Genomic DNA, 22,363 nt, shown 5'->3' on the forward strand with positions numbered 1-22,363 from the left:
CAATAAATGGACCATATTGCTCAGCTTTTATATTTATATGGTATTGGTTATGAATATCATAAATATACAGGTGATCATGTTATCTTTGATCACCAGACTCGCTTGTCAGCCCTCAAAGAATGTGGTGTAAATACAGATGATATTGATGAAGTAAATGCACTTAATTTTACTTTGGATATTGCAAAATGGCTAACACCTATCGAAGCTATTACGTTAACAAAAGAAGCCCAGCCTAAGTTAACGTTGAGACTTGAAGCGTGTAGTAGCTTATCTGAGCTTACTATCTCTATTCCTGCATTAAATTATCATTTTGTTTGTGAATGCAACAACCTGTCAGAAGTGGGTGACTACGTTTATCAAGGAACGCGTTATGTAGCATTGTCAGTCGCCATTGCTCCAGTTGTTGTTGGTTATCATCAAGCCAAAGTAACTATAAATGGACAATGCTACGAAACTGAGCTTTGGGTTACTCCCGAGCATTGCTACGATCCCATCTCGGATAATAAAAAGTTACTTGGGATCTCTGTACAACTTTATTCGCTTAAACCTGAAAACTCAAAACTAAGCGCTGATTTTTTTGAGTTGAAAGAGCTGATTGTTTTGGCAGCTGGCGAGGGAGTTGATTACATTTTATTGAACCCACTCCACCTACTGTTTGTTGAACAACCAGAAAAGGCAAGCCCATATAGCCCAAATGATAGGCGCTTACTTCACCCTTTTTATATATCTATTGAGCTGTTATGTGAGCGATTCAATGTAGATAAAAACGTGTTTTTTAAGCAAAGTAATATCGATAAAAGTGACCGTAATCACAGTTACCTTGATATGTCTCGTTGTATGAACGACAAATTAGCTAAGCTGCATAGCTTATGGCAGTACTTACAAAATCAACGCAATGACTGGGATGCTGATTTTAAACAGTTTTGTCAGCGCAAAAAAGAAGAGTTGAGTGGGTTTACTGACGATGAGTTCGCCAGGTTTTTACAGTGGGTAGCGTTTGAGCAGTTGGCACATTGTCAGCTAGTGGCACTAGAACACGGTATGGCAATAGGGCTTATTAATGATTTAGCCGTTGGTTGTGCTGACGGCTCGAGTGAATATGAGAGTAATCGGTCACTCTATGCCGAACATGCGAGAGTTGGAGCGCCGCCAGATCCATGGGCTGAGCAGGGACAAAATTGGGGACTGCCAGCGCTTAACCCTGTCAAGTTAAAAGCTGAACGGTTCGAGTTTTTTAAACAGCTGATTAGAGCAAATATCAGCGGAGTCGGGGGGCTACGGATTGATCATGTGATGGGGTTAAGACGCTTATGGTGGTGCTTTGTAAGTGGGGAGTCTCAGAGTGGCTGTTACGTTTATTATCCTTTTGAATACTTACTCGCAATATTGAAGATAGAGTCGGCGCTACACAAAGTCATGGTGATCGGAGAAGATTTGGGAGTGGTGCCAACGGAAATTAAGTTAGCAATGGCAGAGTCCCACATATACAGCAATATTCTATTTTATTTTGAAAAAGATCATGATGATCAGTTTCTTGCCGTTGAACATTATAAAAAAAATGCTTTGTTAATGGTTGCTAATCATGACGTACCACCTTTTTTTGGCTGGTGGGAGCACGATGATTTGCGGCTCAAAAAGCAATATCAGCTACTCGATGAGCGGCAAACCTCAGTTGCAAATGCACAAAGGGAGACGGAGCGAGACAAGCTTTGTCGTTGGTTGAGTCTTCATGGTGTGCGAGGTATAGACCTAAAAAGCGAGGCTGCTTTAGTTTATCCGGCGTTAATAAAGGTGCTAGCTCAGTCACCGGCAAAAATGCTGACGCTACAATTGGATGATCTCGACTGTCAGCGGCTACCAGTAAATATCCCCGGTACCGATAAGGAATATCCAAACTGGAGGCGGCAGTTAACGCAAACATCAACAGAGATTATCGCAAAATCCCAAATGCTGATCCGCGACGCTGTCACAAGCAGGAATTTATAGATGAATACAAGACCAAATTTAGAAGACGCTCAAATGCCTCATTATGATTGCCAAGTTACCGCGCTGGCGGCAGGTAAGTGTCGTGATCCGTTTGCTTTTTTAGGGCTACATCAATTTAATGATAATCAGTCGGTGGTACGATGCTACATTCCAGGGGCGCAAGAGGTATTTGTACTTACAAAACATAGTAGGTATCCGCTAACGCAATTTCGTCAAAGCGCTCTATTTTCATCGGTTTTAGACAAAAATTTTGCCAATCAAGAATATCAGTTAGAAGTTGTTTATCCAAATCAGACAGTAACCGGTAGAGATGTATATTCGTTTGCGAGCACCTTATCAGATGAAGCTTTGTATTTATTTAATGAAGGTACACAGGCGCAAGCCTATCTGCACCTCGGCGCACATCAACTTACAGTGGATGGTGTTGAAGGGTTTCGCTTTAGCGTTTGGGCACCAAACGCATTATCTGTTTCGGTGATCGGTGACTTTAACCATTGGAACAACACTCAACATCCAATGAGATTGCACCCTGCCAGTGGCGTATGGGAACTTTTTATACCTGAGCTGAATGTCGACCGTTGCTATAAGTTTGCTATTACAACATTTGATGGAGAGCGAATTGAAAAGGCAGATCCATTTGCATTCAAAATGGAGCAAGCGCCAGGGACTGCAAGTATTACGCAATCAAAGCCAACAGCAGTGGTGACTCAACCTGAGCAAATAGAAAAAGCATCTCGCAATAGGATTGATGCACCAATTAGTATATACGAGGTACATCTTGGGTCTTGGAAGCGCCGAGAACAAGAAGGTAATCGCTATTTAACGTACCGTGAACTTGGAGATGACTTAATCCCTTATGTGAAGTCTTTGGGATTCACACATCTGCAATTGATGCCAATCAGCGAATATCCTTTTGATGGCTCTTGGGGTTATCAACCTGTTGGCTTGTTCTCACCCACCAGTCGGTTTGGAGGAGTAGAAGATTTTGCATACTTTGTTGAATGTTGTCATCAAGCTAAGTTGGGGTTGTTAATAGATTGGGTTCCTGGACATTTTCCTTCCGACCCTCACGGCTTGCATAAATTTGATGGCACGCACTTGTATGAACATGCTGACAAAAGACAGGGATTCCACCCTGATTGGAACACATACATTTTTAATTATGACCGCGCAGAAGTAAAAAGCTTCTTATTATCTAACGCGATGTACTGGATCAAGGAATACGGCATTGATGGTTTGCGTGTCGATGCCGTGGCATCGATGTTGTACTTGGATTACAGCAGAAAGCAAGGCGAGTGGATCCCTAACCAATATGGTGGACGTGAAAACTTGGGTGCGATTGAATGTTTAAAGTCAGTAAACACTCAATGTTACGGTGAAAATGATGGGATCATGATGGTAGCTGAGGAATCTACAGCTTGGCCTGGGGTAACGCGTAGTGTCGAACATGATGGATTGGGTTTTGGCTATAAATGGAATATGGGGTGGATGAACGACACCCTGAATTATATGTCAAAAGACCCTATTCACCGCAAATACCACCATCATGAAATGACCTTTTCCATGGTCTATGCTTACTCTGAAAATTATATTTTACCATTAAGCCACGACGAAGTCGTTCACGGGAAAGGTGCGTTATTGAGCAAAATGCCAGGGGATGATTGGCAGCAATTTGCTAACTTAAGGGCTTATTATGGGTTTATGTTCGCACACCCTGGCAAAAAGCTGCTATTTATGGGGTCTGAGTTGGCACCGCGCGAGGAGTGGAACCACAACCAGCAATTAGATTGGCATTTGTTAGAGAGTGAAGCGCATCGTGGTGTCTATAAATGTATCAAATCCCTAAATGAAACCTACAAGGCAACGCCTCAATTGTTCGAGTGTGATACTAAGTCCACTGGATTCAATTGGATAGATGGTGGAAATGCTGAACAAAGTATCTTTAGTTTTATCCGTTATGGAAACGATGGCTTGACCCCACTTGTCGTAGTGGCAAATTTCACCCCCCAGACACATTTCCATTTCCGTTTAGGCGTGCCGGCTTCTGGCGTTTATCAAGTGATTTTAAACACTGATGACACGGAATTTTGGGGCAGTGGCGTTGGTATTGTTGCACATAAGCAACAATTGATAGAGTCGAAAGAGATTGAAAGCCACGGACTTAGTCAAAGTATTGATATAACCATCCCGCCGCTGGCGACTATTTATTTACAGCTGATCTCTGGTGGCACATGCTAATAAGCTATCGTGGCCACCCTTATACGCTTGGCGCAACTGTTACGGGCAAAGGCGTTAACTTTTGTGTTTATGCGCCAAAAGCGGCAAAAGTGACATTGTGTTTGTTTGATAAAAGCGGGCATAGTGAAGTCAATCGTTTGCCCATGTTTCGCCACGAAGGGGGAAATTGGTCGCTATTTATCGAAGGGGCAAAAGCAGGTGATTTATATGGATACCGGGTTGATGGCGATTATCGTGCAGAGAAAGGTTTATTATTCAACGTCAATAAACTTTTACTAGACCCATATTGCAAAGATTTTTTTGGTGAGTTTACATGGAGTGAGCGACATTTTTGCCACCTGCCTGTGGGGCATTTGAATCCATCAGACAACGGATGTGACATGCCAAAAAGCAAAGTCGTAGCGACCGAAAAGTATGTAGGGGTGCGCCCAAACACACCTTGGAGTAAAACCGTAATATATGAGTGTCATGTAAAAGGAGCCACGGTACGCCATCCTGAGGTACCTGCTAAGCTGCAAGGTAAATATCTGGGCCTTGCCGAACCTGTATTTATTGATCATCTGAAGCATATTGGTGTGACAGCTGTGCAGCTCTTGCCAGTGCATGCCTTTATTAACGAACAGTTTTTGACTACTAAGGGATTAAAAAATTACTGGGGTTACAATACGCTTAGCTTTTTTACTCCACACAAAAGTTACCTCGTCAGTGATGATATTAATGAATTTAAGTTAATGGTCGAGCGACTGCATCAGGCTGGAATAGAGGTGATTTTAGATGTGGTCTTTAATCACACAGCCGAAGGCGGCATAGATGGACCTACGATTAGCTTTAAAGGGTTTGATAATCTCACCTATTACAGCACCTTACCAAATAAACCAAATGTTTATATAAATGACACTGGATGTGGAAATACCCTTAATATTTCAAACCCCGTCGTATTGAAACTGGTATTAGACAGCTTGCGATATTGGGTTGAATATATGGGAGTAGATGGTTTTAGATTTGATTTGGCGACGATCCTAGCGCGTCAAACCTCTGGCTTTTCTAATCAGCATGCTTTTTTGCAAGCGCTTAATCAAGATCCTATTCTGAGTAAGGTGAAATTAATTGCAGAGCCATGGGATATTGGACCTGGGGGTTACCAACTAGGGCAATTTCCAGCACCTTGGCGAGAGTGGAATGATAAATTTAGAGATACTGTCAGGCGCTTCTGGCGTGGGGATGAGGGAGTGCTTCCTGAGCTGGCAATGCGGATCCACGGTTCAAGTGATGTATTTGAACATAATCTACGGGGACCGTTGAACTCTATTAATTTTATTACCAGTCATGACGGCTTTTCACTGTTTGACTGGACGGCCTACGAACAAAAACATAACGAAGCCAATGGTGAAGCTAATCTAGATGGCCATAGTGAAAACTATTCATTTAACTGTGGTGTTGAGGGGTTCAGTGCAGATCCTAAAGTTAATGAACTTAGACTTTGTATGCAAAAAAATGCGCTTCTAACATTGTTTTTATCTAAAGGCGTTCCGATGATTTGTGCTGGCACCGAAATGGCACACTCGCAAAATGGTAATAATAATGCTTATTGCCAAGACAATTGTACGAGTTGGTTAGCATGGAAAAATCATCAACAGCATCATCCGCTTACTTTCTTCATTCAAGATTTATTGGCAATACGCAAACAGTTTGCGGCCTTTTCTTACTTGTTTTATGTGCATAACAGCGACAGCCGGTTTGCGGTTAATTGGTTTAATGAAGAAGCCAAACCGCTTTCCCCAGAGCAGTGGCGTGAGCCGAGTCGAAAATGGCTAAGTTACACCATTACAGATCAGCAATTAGGCCAAAGTTTACTGATTATTTTGAACGCAAGTGACAACACAATAAATATCAAATTGCCACAAAGTGCTTTTTCCTCTAATTGGAAACTAGCGATCACAACGGCTGTCGAGGTACACAAAACAGATATTGACTCATATTTACAGGTTCCGGCTAAGTCAGCATGGATATTTACATCAATCAAAGGGGATGAATAGCATGGCTAATAAAAGTGCACCAGTTTGCGTTGTGAAACATTGGCAAGATGCACCAAAGATAGATGAAGACACCTTAACCGACGATTTAACGCGTCATTTTTATTATACCTTGGGGCGTGACAAAGTCGGGGAATCCCGTTTGTACCTGTATCACGCTTTGGCACTGACGATCCGCGACCGATTAGTTGCTCGTTGCCGAGCGACCAAAGAACACATTAAAAGTCAGAAAACTCGAAAAGCTGCCTATCTCTCTTTAGAGTTTTTGATGGGCCGAGCGTTGTCAAATGCAGTGATTAATCTTGACCTTCATGAACAAGTGCAGTCGGCGCTACAAGAGTACTGCACTGAACTTGAAGAAGTAGCAGAGGCAGAGCATGATGCAGGCTTAGGTAATGGTGGCTTAGGACGTTTAGCAGCGTGTTTTTTAGATAGTTGTGCCTCACTTGCGCTTCCTGTTATTGGTTACGGTTTACGCTATGAGTTTGGTATGTTTAATCAAACCTGTGAGCAAGGTCATCAGGTTGAACAGCCTGATAACTGGCTCCGAGAAGGTCATCCATGGGAGCTGGCAGCGCCTGAGCAAGCAAGGCGAGTGAAGTTTTTTGGACATGTTGAGGTACATACTGATAAGCAGGGTAGGCAACACCACGAATGGCTTGATACGCAAGATGTCTTGGCCGTTCCGTACGACGTACCTGTGCCTGGGTATCGAAATGGTGTTGTAAATACCTTACGGCTTTGGAAGTCTGAAGCGACGGATGAGTTTGATTTAACCGAGTTTAATGCCGGGAGTTATTCAGAAGCGGTTGCTAAAAAAAACCAAGCTGAACAGATCACTATGGTGCTTTACCCTAATGACGCCAGTGAAAACGGTAAAGAGCTTAGACTAAGGCAGCAATACTTTTTATCCAGCGCAAGTTTACAAGATGTTATTGCTACATGGGTTGAACAATATGGAGATGATTTTAAGGACTTTGCTGACTTTCATGTGTTCCAACTTAATGACACACATCCTAGCGTCGCCGTTGCTGAACTGATGCGTATTTTGCTGGATGACTATGAGCTGGAGTGGGATGAAGCATGGAAAATAACGACCTCAACGATGGCCTACACCAACCATACTCTACTGCCAGAGGCTTTGGAGCGTTGGTCGGTCAGTCTTTTTCAACGTTTACTACCTAGGCTATTAGAAATTATTTATGAGATAAACGCTCGTTTCCTCTCCGAAGTCGCATTAAAGTGGCCAGGAGATATAGAGAAGCAGCGCGCGTTGTCGCTCATCGAAGAGTCAGAACACCCTCAAATTCGTATGGCATACCTTGCAATTGTTGGTAGTTATTCGGTAAACGGAGTTGCAGCTTTACATACCGAGTTATTAAAAGCTGGCTTATTCAATGACTTTTATCAACTATGCCCAGAAAAGTTCAACAACAAAACGAATGGGGTAACACCAAGACGTTGGTTGTCACATTGTAATCCACAACTTGCAGCGCTTATTTCAGAGAAAATCGGAGATGGCTGGCAAGCAGACTTTTCAAAAATCAGCGAGCTGCGTCGATTTTATGATAATCACGCTTTCCAACAACAATGGTTGGCGGTGAAGCAGCAAAATAAGCGCCGCTTAACTGAGCTGGTAAAACAAGAGTGTAGCGTAGAGTTTGATCCTGACATGATGTTTGATGTCCAAGTAAAAAGGATACACGAATACAAACGTCAGTTATTAAATATCCTTCATGTGATCCACCTATACGATCGAGTTTGCAGAGGGGAAGTTTCTGGGTTGGTTCCCCGTTGTGTTTTATTTGGCGGTAAAGCAGCGCCAGGTTATTACATGGCTAAAAAGATCATTAAACTCATCAATAATGTTGCAAGCGTTATTAATAATGATCCCGCAGCTAAGCCTTATCTTCGCGTTGCATTTTTACCAAATTACAACGTTTCAAAGATGGAAGTAATATGTCCTGGAACTGATTTATCGGAGCAGATATCAACCGCAGGCAAGGAAGCTTCAGGCACCGGAAACATGAAATTTATGATGAATGGTGCTGTGACAATTGGCACTCTTGATGGCGCTAATATAGAAATTAGAGACTGTGTCGGTGCCGATAATTTTTACTTATTTGGCTTGACAGCAGAAGAAGCTCAGCAGGCCAGACTACATTACCAACCGTTAAAAATCATAGAAAGTAATCAAGATTTAAACCGCGTGATGACACTATTGGAAAGCGGCCATTTCAATCTTTTTGAGCCTAATATTTTCGATGACATTATCAACTCAATAAAAAGTAGCTGCGACCCATGGTTAGTCGCTCAAGACTTTCCTTCTTATGTTGAAAGTCAAGAACATGCGGCTCAAGCATATAAAGACAAGGAACATTGGCTGCGTATGAGTATTCTCAATACAGCAGCGAGTGGAAAATTTTCCAGTGATAGAACAATTCAAGAATACAGCGATGATATTTGGCGATTGAGTCCGATGCAGTAGTCACCGCAACAAAGTTATGGAGAGAACAAATAATGCCTAATTATGCGAATCGTTATATTAGTACCCTCACTCGAGAAACATATGCTTTAATACTTGCGGGTGGACGAGGTTCGCGCCTTCATGAGCTCACCACTTGGAGAGCAAAACCCGCAGTATACTTTGGCGGTAAGCATCGAATTATTGATTTTCCACTGTCTAACTGTATTAACTCAGGGATCAGACGAGTGGGGATTGCCACGCAATATAAATCACACTCGCTTATCCGTCATGTTAATCGCGCATGGGGTCACTTTAAAAAAGAGCTGGGAGAATCTGTAGAGATATTACCGGCATCACAACGATATGGTGATGAGTGGTACTGCGGCACCGCAGACGCAGTATTTCAAAATATGGATATTATTCGTCACGAGCTCCCCAAATACGTGATGATCTTATCCGGTGATCATGTCTATAGAATGGATTACGGTGGACTGCTTGCAAAACACGTAGAAACAGGGGCTGATATGACCGTATGTTGTATTGAAGTGCCTTGTGAAGAAGCGGCAAAAACGTTTGGTGTAATGACGGTCGATGAGAGTAATCGGGTACGTCGTTTCGATGAAAAACCAGTTGACCCAACCTCTATTCCGGGCAAGCCTGGTGTGTGTCTAGCCTCGATGGGAAATTATGTTTTCAATACTGAGTTCTTATTTGAGCAATTAAAAAAAGATGCAGAACGTGAGGGATCAGGCCGTGACTTTGGCCATGATATTATTCCGGCTATTATAGAAGAGCACAATGTGTTTGCTTATCCCTTTAGCGATCCGTCATACGGCGGCCAACCTTATTGGCGCGATGTAGGTACGCTAGATTCGTTTTGGGAAGCGAATATGGAATTAGTTTCACCAGAGCCACAGCTCGATTTGTACGATCCGCAATGGCCTATTTGGACATATCAAGAACAGCTACCGCCAGCTAAATTCATTTTTGATGATGATGATAGACGTGGTATGGCAGTTGATTCAACGGTCTCTGGTGGTTGTATCATTTCAGGTTCTAAAGTAAAAAAATCCCTACTGTTCTCAAATGTGCATGTACATTCCTATTGCGAAATTGAAGGCGCAGTTGTGTTGCCTGGTGTAAAAATAGGGCGGAATTGTCGTATTAAAAATGCCATTATAGATAGGAGTTGCCAGATACCAGAGGGTATGACTATAGGTCATGATAACGAGCAAGATAAAGCGAATGGCTTCAGAGTGTCGAATAAAGGGATAGTGCTAGTTACCCGAGACATGTTGGCTGAGCTACCAAAAAAACATAATCAATAGTCCATGTAGAGGTATTATGCATGTAATTCTTGTGGCAGCCGAGAATGATCGGTTGCCAAATTGTAAAGTAGGCGGGGTAGCTGATGTTATCCGTGATATTCCTTATGCACTTGCGGAGCTTGGTATTAAAGTATCAGTTGTAACGCCTGATTACGGACAAATTGCGTTAAATCGACACTTTGTAGCAGATATTGCAGTGCCATTCCGTCAACATTTAGAGACAGCAACACTTTGGTCTGTGGAAAAATCTGACGGCGTTACTCAATATGTGGTCTCACATTCTTTATTTAGTGAGCACCATGGAGCAATTTATTGTAATGATACTCATCAACCATTTGCGACTGATGCAAACCGTTTCGCATTTTTTAGTGCGGCGGTGGCTGAGCTTATAGAGCATGAATTAATTGCAGACATAGATGTTGTGCACCTACATGACTGGCATGCCGCTGTGGTTGCGGTGTTGCGTCGATTTAGTCCGAGATTTAAACGCCTAAAGCAGCTAAAAACGGTATACACAGTACACAACCTCGCGCTTCAAGGTATACGACCTTTCAATCATGACTTTTCAAGCTTAGAGTCTTGGTTTCCAACACTGACTTATGATGGCCTTAGTATTTGCGACCCAAAATATCCTCATTGCTTTAATCCGATGCGAGCGGCCATTAATCTCACTGATAGAGTCCACGTCGTCTCTCCCAATTATGCAAAAGAAGTGATGCTTCCAAGCCACCGTGAACTAGGCTTTTTTGGTGGTGAGGGCTTGGAGGGAGATATGCAGCATGCTTGTCACGAAGGGCGGTTGGCAGGTATCTTGAACGGGTGTGTGTATGCTGAAGACGCAGAGACACACTGCCAAACCAATCTTATAGATTACTTGAAACTTGCTGAATCACACGTATTTCAATGGATGGCAAAGTCTAATCAGGTACTGTCTCGGTTTTACATTGCTCACCAGCGGATACAAGCTTGGCTTGGCGAGCCATTTGAAGGAAAAGTGATCACAAGTGTCGGTAGACTCACAGATCAAAAAGCGCTTATTTTAAGGCAGCCGACTCACGCTGGGATTGTTTTGGATAATATTGCTGAGTTGGCTGGTCGAAGCGGTGCTAGAATTATTATCGTGGGTTCTGGGGATCCTGCCTTAGAACAATTGTTCACTGAAATAATGGCAAGGCACGGTAACGTACTATTTTTAAATGGTTACGGCAAAGAGTTGGGGGAGTTACTTTATTTACTTGGCGACCTCTTTTTAATGCCTAGCTCATTTGAACCATGTGGAATAAGTCAAATGCTTGCGATGCGAGCTGGGCAGCCTTGTATCGTTCACAAGGTAGGTGGGCTTGCTGATACGGTAAAGCATAACGAAACAGGATATTGCTTTGAAGGTGATACACTTGCAGAGCAAGGTCGACAGCTTATCGCGATTTTTGAACTTGCATTAGCCGATCTGTGTAACAATCAAATCAAATACCAAGCGCTTTGCCAGCAGGCTAAACTACAGCGGTTTGACTGGTATAGTGTCGCCCAAAAATACACAGAGCAACTTTATCGATAAACGACGCTAGCTGCATTAATTAACCTAAACTCGGGATAATAACTGGTTCTCTAGCAGCGGTTATCCCTTACTACTGTGTTAAATTTGTATGCAACAGACTCGCTTTTGACACACAAATTCGCCTTGTATCAAGAGGCTAGCCAGATGTTACACTTTTTTAGCTTAGGTATTTTAAGTGATTAATACCAATTTGCTTAATTAAGTGGTCTATTTTGAGGCGAGAAAATCTTGTCGATAACTCCGCTAACGCGTCCTGCTATCGCTAAGGTACCTACATCCATATAGGCAAGGCAAAAATTTTGCTATTTAGTTGTTCTAAATGAGAAATTTTTAAAGCTGTTAGCGTCAGATTTACTCCTTCAAATTGAGCAAGTATTAAGTCAAATTGGTATAACTAATCCTTCCCTCAATTCTATTAATTACGTTGCGCATTTGCAGACTGGCGAGCACACTCGAAGATAAGTGAACGTTTACCAAAAATATAACCTGGCTAGCGACGAGGCTGGCTGCGAGTAAGGACTCTATTGTTTAAAGTTGGATTCACTCATCGCAAATTAGCACGAATCTTAATCAACCTTCTAGGCAAAAGGCAGCAAAAGCTGGCTTCAGCCTTTCTTTTTTTCCAAATTGCATTATCTTTTAAGCTATTATTTTGATTCTTAATAGCTTAGTTTGATTTTCTTTATCATCATAAAGGGTTAAAATCTAAAAAATAGTAAACCAAAAGTGCGAATGGTCACTTTGGCTACAAAGGAGTTTTTGTTTGAAGGTTTTTGTGGCTCGCCAAGCCATATTTAATCGTAAAAAACAAGTTGTTGCATACGAGTTGTTGTTTCGCGATGGTGTAAAAAATAGCTTTCCCAATATTGCAGATGATGCAGCGACAGCCAAGCTGATAATGAATAATCAACTTAACCTCGGTATGCGAAATCTCACTTCAGGGAAGAAAGCGCTAATTAATATTGGTCCAGATTCGCTGCGCCAAGATCTTTGTGAATTTCTGCCTGCCAATGATGTCATTTTAGAGTTGCTCGAGACTATTCCTCCAACAAAACAGAACTATGAACGTATTAGGGGGCTGTTTCATAGTAATTTTAGGTTAGCGTTGGACGATTTTCAGTATTCAAAAGATTGGGATCCTTTTCTGAAGCTGGTTAGATTGATCAAATTTGATGTCATGGAAAACTCACTCGACTCTATCGAGCCGGTTGTTAATATGATCAAAGCTCGAAAAAACATTAAGCTACTGGCGGAAAAGGTAGAAACTGAAGAAGAGTTTGAACAAGCTAAAAAAATGGGCTTCCAGTTCTTCCAAGGTTACTTTTTTGCTAAACCTAAAATGATAGAGCATAAAGATATCTCAATTAATTATGTCATTGTGATGCTTATCTACGAAGAAGCGTTAAAGTCAAATATGAGTATAACGAGGTTGGCTGAGTTATTTGCTCAAGATACTGCACTAGCCTACAAACTGCTGAGATTAATTAACTCAGGAGTATTTCCAATTAAGAGCCGGATTGAATCGTTGAAGCAAGCGCTCGTTTATTTGGGTAACGAACGAGTCAAAAAGTTTGTTAATTTAATCATGACTGCCCATGTGGCAGAGGGGAAGCCAACGGAGTTAACTCGGTTGTCGATAGTTCGTTCGCGTTTTTGCGAGCTTATTGCTCAACAGATCTCTCCTGGCTTGGCAAATATGAGTTTTATGACCGGTCTATTCTCGTTACTGGATGCAATACTTGATAAACCTATGGAGCAGGTAGTAAATAAATTGCCCTTTCCTGAGCAACTTCATGATGCGCTGATTGGCAAGCCCAATACGCTTTATTATATTTTAAATATTGTGAAAGCCTATGAATCGGGCAGCTGGTGGACATTACAGGACGCTTGTAGTTATTTGAATTATAAAGATGAAAACCTTCCTGATTTTCATGCTGCTGCGATAAACTGGGCTGATATGTATAAAAATCGCGTGTATTAATGAAAAGAATTATCGTAATGGATGCAATTCGAGGCTTTGCGCTACTCGGGTTGCTTTCCATGAATCTAGTGCACATGGCCAACTTTGAACTGGGTTATGTAGCTGCAAGTCCTGCTCATCATTTAGACCCCTTTTTTGCTATGGTGAATAGCATTTTTTTTGACGGTCGATTTCGCTCTCTTTTTGCAATGTTGTTCGGCGCAGCTCTGTGCGTCCAAGTGGCTAATGCCAGTTCATCAGAACAAGCAAAAATAAGACTCAAATGGCTGCTACTTTTTGGCATGGTGCATGGTGTGTTGATATGGCCCGGCGATATTCTTTTTAATTATGCCCTAAGTGGTTTTGTCGCTTTGAAATTTATAGACGCTCAGCGTGCAAAATTAATACGTTATACGGCAGGGTTTATCGTATTGCCGGCACTGTTATTGAGTTTACTATTGCTTGTTGACCCTGAAGCGAGCATAAACCGTAGCAGTCCAGAATACCTCGAGCTTGTACAACGAGTGCCGAATACTTATTGGCAGCTTGTTGTAAACAATGGTCTTTATTTCATTATTGTTAGTCTGCTTATTCCAGTTATTACTTTATGGTACACCGCAGGTTTAATGCTGCTCGGTATGCTACTTTTTAAAGACGGCTTATTTGAGTTAAATACGCGTGAACCGACAGAGAAAATTAATTTATATGCAGTTCTAGCTATTGTACTTTCATTTGTTGGATTTGTCGTTGAACGAAAGGTTGGTATTGCTTTTTTTGAAGGGATTGACTGGTTACTAGCTATACCAGTGGCTCTATTTTATATTGTGGTGATTAAATCAGTAATGCGAGCAAGTAGGTATAAATTATATACGATGCAAGTTGTGGGGCGATTGGCACTCACCCTTTATATCTCACAATCAATTATCTTTGTTAGCTATTTTCATTTCATTCAACCTGAAGCGATTAGTAAGTGGGATCGAGTGGACTACTTCGCTGCTTTTGTGGTTGCGACTATACTTCAGCTAGTTATTGCGAATCTGTACTTTAAGGTCTTCAAACAAGGCCCGCTCGAAAAGCTACTTAAGTGGTTAACGCTACGAAGGGGGGGTCATGATTAAAAAACTGTTTGTTGCTATGGCATTCTCGGTTTGCAGTGTAAAGGTAAGTGCGGCTGACTCTATTAACGTACTGTTTGTTAATCCTTCTTTACCCGGTGAGCCTTTTTGGCATCGTGTACAAGGCGCTACAGAAGCTGCCGCCGAGCAACTGGGTATACGCCTTAATGTGATTTATGGCGAAGGAAACAGAATAATCCAATTGTCAGAATTGACAAAATATTTGAATTATCGTGCCACACCTGACTATGTTATTTTAATTAATTATCCCGGTGGTGCAGAGGAGAGTCTTAGACTTTTAGAAAAGTATGAAATCAACCATATTACGTTAGAACAGACAATATCGGGACCAGAGAAGCTTGCGATTGGAAACCCAAAAGAAATATACAAATATTGGTTAGGTGAGCTGCATCACGACAACGATAAGGCGGGCTACGATCTAGCAAAACAACTTTATCTTCAAGCAAAATCAAAGGGTCATAAAGAAATATATCCAGTAGCAATCAATGGGCATTATGGTACGGAGTCAGACATTAGAAGTGGTGGTGCAAGTCGTTTTTTTGCAGAGGTTGGGGTGGCGCTACAGCAAACGGTATATGCTGGATGGTCAAAAGAGCAAGCGTTCGAAAAGACAAAAAAGTTGTTATCTCGTTATCCTAAAACAAACCTTATTTGGTGCGCGTCTGATTTAATGGCAATGGGCGCACTTACTGCTGCTGGAGAGAATAATAATCGTGCAGTTTTTGGTGGGTTTGACTGGTTAAATGATACATTTGAACTAATTAGAGATGATGATCTGCATGCTTCTGTAGGTGGACATTTCATGATGGGGGCATGGGCACTCGTTTCGATTTACGATCATCATAATGGCCATTCCTACTGGCAAAATAATTCAGAGTTAGCGTTTGATCTGATGGTGCTGACAAAAGAAAATCTCGATAGTTATCATTGGATTAAATCTGCAAAGAATTGGCATTCTATAGACTACAAAGCCATGAGCTTAATTGATAAACCAGACGCGCGGTATCAATTTTCACCAAAGTTATTGAGAAAAACCCGACAAAACTAGAAATCCGGTAGTGTAAAGGCCATTAAGCGATTACAATAATCGTTTTTACTCTATGTGGTTCCCTATTGTGACAGAACAAAAGCGCCTCAATAAATACATCAGTGAAACAGGATTTTGCAGCCGTCGAGAAGCTGATGACTTAATTGCTTCTGGCCGAGTTAAAGTAAATGGCACGCTACCAGAAATGGGCACTAAAGTGTCAGACGCTGACACCATTATTATTGATAATAAACCACTCAAAGCAAAGCCAAAATCGGTCTTTATCGCTTACAATAAACCGGTTGGTGTAACCTGTACCACTGAGCGAAAAATTAAAAGCAATATTGTGAGCGCTATCAATTATCCAGAAAGGATCTTTCCTATTGGGCGTTTAGATAGACCGTCAGAAGGGCTAATATTTCTTACTAATCAAGGGGATATGGTAAACAAAATTCTCCGAGCTGGAAATAACCATGAAAAAGAATATGAGGTGGTTGTTGATAAACCAATTGATGAGCGTTTTGTAAAGCGTATGTCATCGGGCATTCCGATCCTTGGCACGGTAACTAAACGCTGTAAGGTACGTAAAACTGGCATAAAGTCATTTACTATCATACTTACTCAAGGTCTAAATCGTCAGATAAGAAGAATGTGCGAATACCTCGGTTTTGAAGTAACGAGTTTAAAACGTATTCGAATTATGAATATCGACCTTACCGGACTTGCCAGCGGCCAATGGCGTCACCTCAGCGAGCAAGAAATGCGCGAAATTAATCGAGCTACGGAATCTTCGGTTAAAACACAAGAAGCCTCAGCGGGGGCGGGTGCAGGAAAAGTTAGCGATAAGTTCAAACGAAACGATGATGAGTCGAACGAAGTAAAGTTGCAGAAGCGCCCTCAAAACCGGAATACCAAAACGAGTGAATCGGGCCAAAATAAAGAAAGAGAGAGTAAAACACGGGGAAAACAATACCCTTTTGATAAAGGCAGAAGTAGTAAAACACGCAAACCCGGTCAGAAAAACAGTGGTAAACCCGCTAACAGAGTGAAGGGTACACTGTCTTTAAATAAAACTAAAAAGTAGTGTGTCAAAGAAATCAATTTGAACGTAAAGCCCCTTGACAGTTTATCAAGGGGCTTTTTATTTTAAGCGTCTGGTTGCTTAATACCAAAATACACACAGTGAAGTACAGGAAGTACAATCAAGGTTAATATAGTAGCAAATCCAAGACCAAACATTATGGTAACAGCCATCGATTGGAAGAACACATCAAATAGCAGTGGGATCATGCCTAGGATGGTCGTAATAGCAGCCATTGAAACCGGTCTTACACGACTCACACCAGAATCAAAAACAGCTTGATATGGAGACTTACCAGATTCAATTTCAATATTAATTTGATCCATCAGTACAATCCCATTTTTGATGAGCATTCCTGATAAACTCAACAACCCGAGTAATGCCATGAAACTAAAAGGGGCTTGCAATAAAACAAGTCCGGCAGTTACGCCTATAATGGCAAGTGGCACGGTTGACCATATCACTAAAGGTTTCTTCACTGAATTAAATAGCAATACAGTGATCATGAACATAGCAAGATAGCCAATTGGTAGCGAGCCAAAAATTGCAGTTTTCGCTTTACTAGATGACTCATATTCACCACCCCATTGCATCTCATAGCCTTGAGGAAGCTCGATAGCTTCAATATCGCTTTTGACTCGTGCAAACAGTTTTGCAGGAGTTTCATCACCAATAACGTCATGATCCGCCATAACAGTAATTGTGCGTTTTCTGTCCCTGCGCATGATAAGGCTATCTTCCCATGTAACACTGAAATCGTCTACGATCTGGGAAACCGGAACGTAAACACTTAAAACTGGGCTAAATATTTGTAGGTCGCCCAAGTTTTCAACATTTAGCCGCTCTTCTTCCGGCGAACGAGCGATGATTGGTAGTAATTGAGTGCCATCTCGATATAAACCAACTTTACTACCTGATACTGAAGAAAGTAATAACTGATCTAAATCGGATTTGCTGATCCCCAAGCGTCTTGCTTTAAGCTCGTTAAACTGTGGGCGGATGAGCTTAGTTCTCTGACGCCAGTTATCTCGAATGTTAAATGCTTTCTCATCTCGTCGAATTATATTTTTAGCTTCTTCCGCCAATTGCCTTAAGACAACAGGGTCTGGGCCAGAAAAACGAGCTTCAATTTTAGCATCAGTAGATGGGCCTATTTCCATTCGTTTAATTTTTAGTTGACCGTCTAGTTCGTGTTGATTTTCATACTCACGCAACTTCGCAATCATACTGACAACAGCATCTCTGTCTTTTACTCTGACAATAAGCTGGCCGTAAGCGTCATACTGCTTTTCTGGTGAGTAGGTTAACATAAATCTAGGTGCACCTTGGCCAATCGTTGTGGTGACCTCATTTACAAGTGGATCGGCAAGTAAGAATGATTCTATTTTCTCGACATTTTTCGCTGTGCTACGGATATCAGCACCTTGATAGTGCCAATAATCTACGTAAAACATAGGTGTATTCGATGCGGGAAAGAATGATTGTTTTACTGATTTGAAACCGACGACCGCACCAACAAGTAATAACACCATTGAGATAATAGTTACCGCTCTGTGCTTGAGGCAAAACGTCAGCATTGACTTGTATACAGTAAAGATTACGCCTTTATAAGGGTCATCATCTTCAGTGTCATCATTGTTTTCTTTTGCTTTTGGCCCTTTAAACATGGCATTAGCAAAAAATGGGGTAAGCGTGATAGCGGTAACCCAACTTAGTAATAGTGATATTAAAAGCACCCAGAATAAAGAACCGGCAAATTCGCCACTTGCATCTGAGCTCAATCCTATTGGTGCAAAGGCGGTAATGCCAATCACAGTTGCGCCAAGAAGCGGCCACTTAGTTTGCTCTACAATATTAACCGCAGCTTGGAGCTTTGATTGTCCACGTTTTATATTTATCAAGATCCCTTCGGTTACAACGATGGCGTTATCTACCAACATTCCCAGCGCTATGATTAATGCACCAAGCGAGATCCGTTGTAAGTCAATGGCGAACATCTTCATAAAAATAAATGTACCGAGCACGGTTATGAGTAGGATACCACCTATCAATATGCCACTTTTCACGCCCATAAAAATAAGTAGCACAATAATAACGATAGCAACCGCTTCAACCAGACTGATGATAAAGCCATCAACTGAGGTCTCCACTTCGGTAGGTTGGTTGTATACCGTATTGATGGTAATACCATAAGGTCGTTGATATTCAAGCTGGGTTAAATGTCGGCCGATCTCTTTACCCACTTCAACCACATTAACGCCAGACGTGAAAGAAACACCCACTAATAAAGCGCGCTGCTGTGCAAAACGAGTGATGTGGTTGGGGACTTCTGCATATTCACGAGTAACGGTTGCTACATCCCCAAGATATATTAATTCTTTAGCACCAGGCTTTGAAATGAGTAATCCCTCAAGCTCAGAGACATCTGTAAACTCTCCTGTTGGGTGGAGTCGGATTGATTCATCTCCAACTCTGATTTTACCCGCGTTTGAAACGGTATTTTGCGCTTGAAGTAAAGAAAATATGTGGCTTGTTGGGATACCAAGCTGGGATAGTTTCTGCGTTGATATTTCAACAATGACTTGGGCTTGCTGCTCACCAGCCACGGTCACTTTACTTACGCCATCGACTAAAACTAACTCTCGTTTCAAAAAGTCCACATAATCTTTTAGCTCGTCGTATGAGTAACCTTCGCCTGTCACGGCATATAGCTCTCCGTATACATCGGCGAAATCATCAATAACGCTGGGTGTCATGACTCCCGGAGGGAGTTTGGGCGCTAGATCATTTACTTTACGTCTTAGCTCATCCCAAATTTGTTGTAGATCTTTTTTTCGATATTTACTCTTCATCTCAACCGTGATCTGGGACTTACCCGGTGATGAGATGGAAGTCACATAGTCGACGTAGGGCAAAGATTGGATTGCATTTTCAATTGGAAATGTAACTTCTTCTTCGACTTGCTGAGGTGAAGCACCAGGGTACATCGTCACAACCATGGCTTTTTTCAACGTAAACTCAGGATCTTCAAGTTGACCCAAGCCGAGATAAGATACTGCACCTGCTATCAGTAAGAGCAAGGCAAACATCCAACTGATAACTTTATTTTCAATTGACCATTTGGCTAAACTCATATTACAGGCCTCTTTCTTTCGTCCAAGGTCTCACTTTCGCACCTTCTTGTAGATAATGTACGCCAGCTGCGACGATCTTTTCACCAGGTTCAAGACCAGAAGTTACCTCTATCCCAGTGTGATTGAGCTGACCTACAGTAACTTTGCGTTTGCTTACCGTTTGTCGGTCGTTGTGGTAAATCCAGACATAACTGTTTTCATCCGGGTTTTGCTCTTTATCGGAAAAAACAGCTTGGTTAGGGATAATGATTGCCGTATTGTCTTTGTTTGTTATCTTGCTTGGGTCGACATAAACATGACCTGTCATGCCAGCAAAAAGGTTAAAATCTTCTGGAATAGGCAAACTAAAAACAACTTTATAAGTAAGCGTTGCAGGATCTGCTTGTGTATCCCACTCCTTAATTGTCAATGGGTATGATTTACTCGTATAACCATCAAAAACAACCGTTGGCTTGTAGTCTGAATCTTTGTCTACGCGCGCAACAATACGCTCTGGCACTTGAATAACAACGTCCATCATATCGCGAGTTTCTAAACGAAGAATATTTTGTTTTGCAACGACATTCTCGTAATTTTTTACAAATACTTTTGCAACTGTACCGCTAAAAGGTGCTCGTAGTTCACTGTATTCCAAATTCGTTTTAGCGATTTTAAATGCCGATTCTGCTACTTGTTTATCCGCTAGAGCTTTATCAAATTCAGCTTTAGTCGCAATGCCTTTTTCGTAGAGTGGCTCTATTCTTGAGAGTTGCGCTTTCGCTAGTTCAAATTGGGCTTTGCGCTGCTCGTATTGGAGATTGAAATCTTCAGGATCTAACTTTGCCAACAGTTGGCCTTTTTGCACGTCTTGGCCGGCAAGAACAGGAAACTCAATGAGTTCACCATTGACACGAAAAGCGAGGTAGGAGCCTTGGTTTGCAACCACTTCGGCAGGAAAGCTGCGTAGTGTACTACTATTTGGATCTGAGACCGTGTGGATTTTTACAGGTCTTGTTGGGGCTTCTACTTGAGTTTGTTCAACTTGTTCTTGGCAGCCCAGTAATAAAGTAGCCAATACAAGCCCAGAAAACACTCTTAACATTTTGTTCTCCATGACAACGTTAATTATAATGCGTGCAGAATAATAGAATTACTTATAAAATAAAAATTATAAAACATTCTCTACTGCATAAGATTTATTTATGAAGATTTCAGACTTAGCAGTATTTTGTACTGTTGTTGAAGCACCTAGTCTTACCGAAGCTGCAAATAAGCTTCATAAAACGCAGCCAGCGGTCTCGCAATCAATAAAAAGATTAGAACAATCTATGGGATTTGCGCTGTTTGAGCGTGAGAAATACCGTAATATATTGACAGAACAAGGCCGCCGATTTTACTTCGAGGCTGAAAAATTATTAAATCATCATAGAGATCTTTCATTACTCGCGAATGAATTTGCGGCTGGTAATGAGCCAAGCTTTAATATCTGCTACGAGCCAATTGTCTATCAACACCAAATTGATGAAGTACTAGGACGTGCATTTATGAAGTTTCCCTCGACTGAAATGAACATTTCAAGTGGTAAGCGCTTTTTTGCGCTAGAGCAGGTTACTCAAGGAGCCGCAAATCTGGGTATAGGCCCTTGGTTTGATTTATTTCATTCAACAGGCGATCTTGAAACCATGCCGATAGGGAAAATTAAACTCGGTCTAGTCTCATTACATGGCTACATGCCACAATCGTTGGGCTTTGCTGAGCTTGCTAATTACCCGTCTCTTGCGATGAAAGAGAGTAAATTTAATTTTGACAGCGAACGTCTGGCGTATGGCAATAGTAAAAACGTGATGAAACTAGACGATGCGTTGGCGATAAAAAGATACCTTTTACAAGGCATGGGATACGCGCTTATCGGCCTTAACTTTTGCCGTGAGGAAATTGACTCTGGTATTTTACAGCGTGTACGTGTTAACGATCGAAAGGACGAGTTTGAAGCAGAGATCCATGCTTTTCGCCTACATATTTCTCATCATGGGCCAGTGGCTAGATATTTTTGGGATCAACTAAAAGCGTTGAATAAAGCATATGAAGACCATCGAACAACATGAACTAGCAGAAAGAATGTTTACCGTGATAGGTGCCATTCCAAGAGGAAAAGTAGCCTCTTACGGGCAAGTCGCACGTTTAGCCGGTTTTCCCAATCATGCCCGTAAAGTAGGGCAGTTACTTAAACATTTACCACCAGAATCGACTCTGCCTTGGTATCGGGTAGTGAATAGTCAAAGGCGCATTTCATTTGCATCAGATAGCGATAAATTTCAAGAACAAAAACAACGCTTAGAAGCTGAGGGTGTGACCTTTTCAGGCACAAATCTCATTGCAAAGCAATGTTTTTGGGAGTAACAAATTTAGAACCCTTCATATTCAACTGATCCAGATAAA

14 protein-coding genes are annotated in these 22,363 nt (G+C 41.7%); 12 read left to right on the top strand and 2 right to left on the bottom strand.

From position 1 onward, the window contains the following. The first annotated feature begins 6 nt into the window (after positions 1-6). The 10 genes from malQ to rluF all read left to right on the top strand — a co-directional run bounded on the left by malQ (position 7) and on the right by rluF (position 16,814). Positions 7-1,986 carry a 4-alpha-glucanotransferase gene (malQ, locus tag HUZ36_RS04880; RefSeq protein ID WP_176032191.1) on the top strand — a complete coding sequence of 660 codons (1,980 nt, stop codon included), beginning with the start codon at positions 7-9 and terminating at the stop codon, positions 1,984-1,986. Further along, complete coding sequence (gene glgB / locus HUZ36_RS04885) at positions 1,987-4,224, top strand: 1,4-alpha-glucan branching protein GlgB (protein WP_176032192.1); 2,238 nt, start codon at positions 1,987-1,989, stop codon at positions 4,222-4,224. After that, entirely contained in the window at positions 4,218-6,260 is a 2,043-nt protein-coding gene (gene glgX, locus HUZ36_RS04890) for a glycogen debranching protein GlgX (RefSeq protein ID WP_176032193.1), read from the top strand. The genes glgB and glgX overlap by 7 nt, the downstream gene beginning before the upstream one ends. A 1-nt stretch (position 6,261) precedes the next feature. Continuing rightward, on the top strand, positions 6,262-8,745 hold the full coding sequence (locus HUZ36_RS04895) for a glycogen/starch/alpha-glucan phosphorylase (protein ID WP_176032194.1): 2,484 nt from the start codon (positions 6,262-6,264) through the stop codon (positions 8,743-8,745). A 32-nt stretch (positions 8,746-8,777) separates the two neighbouring features. Next, on the top strand, positions 8,778-10,052 hold the full coding sequence (gene glgC, locus HUZ36_RS04900; protein WP_128732475.1) for a glucose-1-phosphate adenylyltransferase: 1,275 nt from the start codon (positions 8,778-8,780) through the stop codon (positions 10,050-10,052). A 16-nt stretch (positions 10,053-10,068) separates the two neighbouring features. Continuing rightward, positions 10,069-11,607, top strand: coding sequence for a glycogen synthase (locus HUZ36_RS04905; protein ID WP_176032195.1), 1,539 nt, complete (start codon positions 10,069-10,071; stop codon positions 11,605-11,607). 763 nt (positions 11,608-12,370) lie between these two features. Beyond that, the gene (locus HUZ36_RS04910; protein ID WP_176032196.1) at positions 12,371-13,588 is read left to right on the top strand and encodes an EAL and HDOD domain-containing protein; all 1,218 of its coding nucleotides are present in this window, start codon (positions 12,371-12,373) and stop codon (positions 13,586-13,588) included. Continuing rightward, positions 13,588-14,685: a DUF418 domain-containing protein gene (locus HUZ36_RS04915; RefSeq protein WP_252095826.1), complete on the top strand. Its 1,098-nt coding sequence runs from the start codon at positions 13,588-13,590 to the stop codon at positions 14,683-14,685. Before HUZ36_RS04910 ends, HUZ36_RS04915 begins: the two co-directional genes overlap by 1 nt. Then, positions 14,678-15,751, top strand: a complete 1,074-nt coding sequence (locus HUZ36_RS04920; protein ID WP_128732525.1) for an ABC transporter substrate-binding protein — start codon at positions 14,678-14,680, stop codon at positions 15,749-15,751. The genes HUZ36_RS04915 and HUZ36_RS04920 overlap by 8 nt, the downstream gene beginning before the upstream one ends. 67 nt (positions 15,752-15,818) lie before the next feature. Beyond that, positions 15,819-16,814, top strand: a complete 996-nt coding sequence (gene rluF, locus HUZ36_RS04925; RefSeq protein WP_176032197.1) for a 23S rRNA pseudouridine(2604) synthase RluF — start codon at positions 15,819-15,821, stop codon at positions 16,812-16,814. A gap of 62 nt (positions 16,815-16,876) precedes the next feature. Here the strand turns inward: rluF and HUZ36_RS04930 are convergent, their stop codons facing one another. Together HUZ36_RS04930 and HUZ36_RS04935 are read right to left on the bottom strand one after the other, a co-directional pair. Next, positions 16,877-19,945, bottom strand: a complete 3,069-nt coding sequence (locus tag HUZ36_RS04930) for an efflux RND transporter permease subunit (protein ID WP_176032198.1) — start codon at positions 19,943-19,945, stop codon at positions 16,877-16,879. 1 nt (position 19,946) lies between these two features. Then, complete coding sequence (locus HUZ36_RS04935) at positions 19,947-21,026, bottom strand: efflux RND transporter periplasmic adaptor subunit (RefSeq protein WP_176032199.1); 1,080 nt, start codon at positions 21,024-21,026, stop codon at positions 19,947-19,949. A 100-nt stretch (positions 21,027-21,126) separates the two neighbouring features. Here HUZ36_RS04935 and HUZ36_RS04940 point away from each other — a divergent pair, with 100 nt between their 5' ends. Both HUZ36_RS04940 and HUZ36_RS04945 read left to right on the top strand, forming a co-directional pair. Beyond that, positions 21,127-22,029 carry a LysR family transcriptional regulator gene (locus tag HUZ36_RS04940; RefSeq protein WP_128732529.1) on the top strand — a complete coding sequence of 301 codons (903 nt, stop codon included), beginning with the start codon at positions 21,127-21,129 and terminating at the stop codon, positions 22,027-22,029. Then, complete coding sequence (locus HUZ36_RS04945) at positions 22,007-22,324, top strand: MGMT family protein (protein WP_176032200.1); 318 nt, start codon at positions 22,007-22,009, stop codon at positions 22,322-22,324. Before HUZ36_RS04940 ends, HUZ36_RS04945 begins: the two co-directional genes overlap by 23 nt. Positions 22,325-22,363 lie beyond the last annotated feature (39 nt).

This window comes from Pseudoalteromonas sp. McH1-7, from assembly GCF_013366255.1.
In the GTDB taxonomy this organism is placed as follows: domain Bacteria; phylum Pseudomonadota; class Gammaproteobacteria; order Enterobacterales; family Alteromonadaceae; genus Pseudoalteromonas; species Pseudoalteromonas peptidolytica.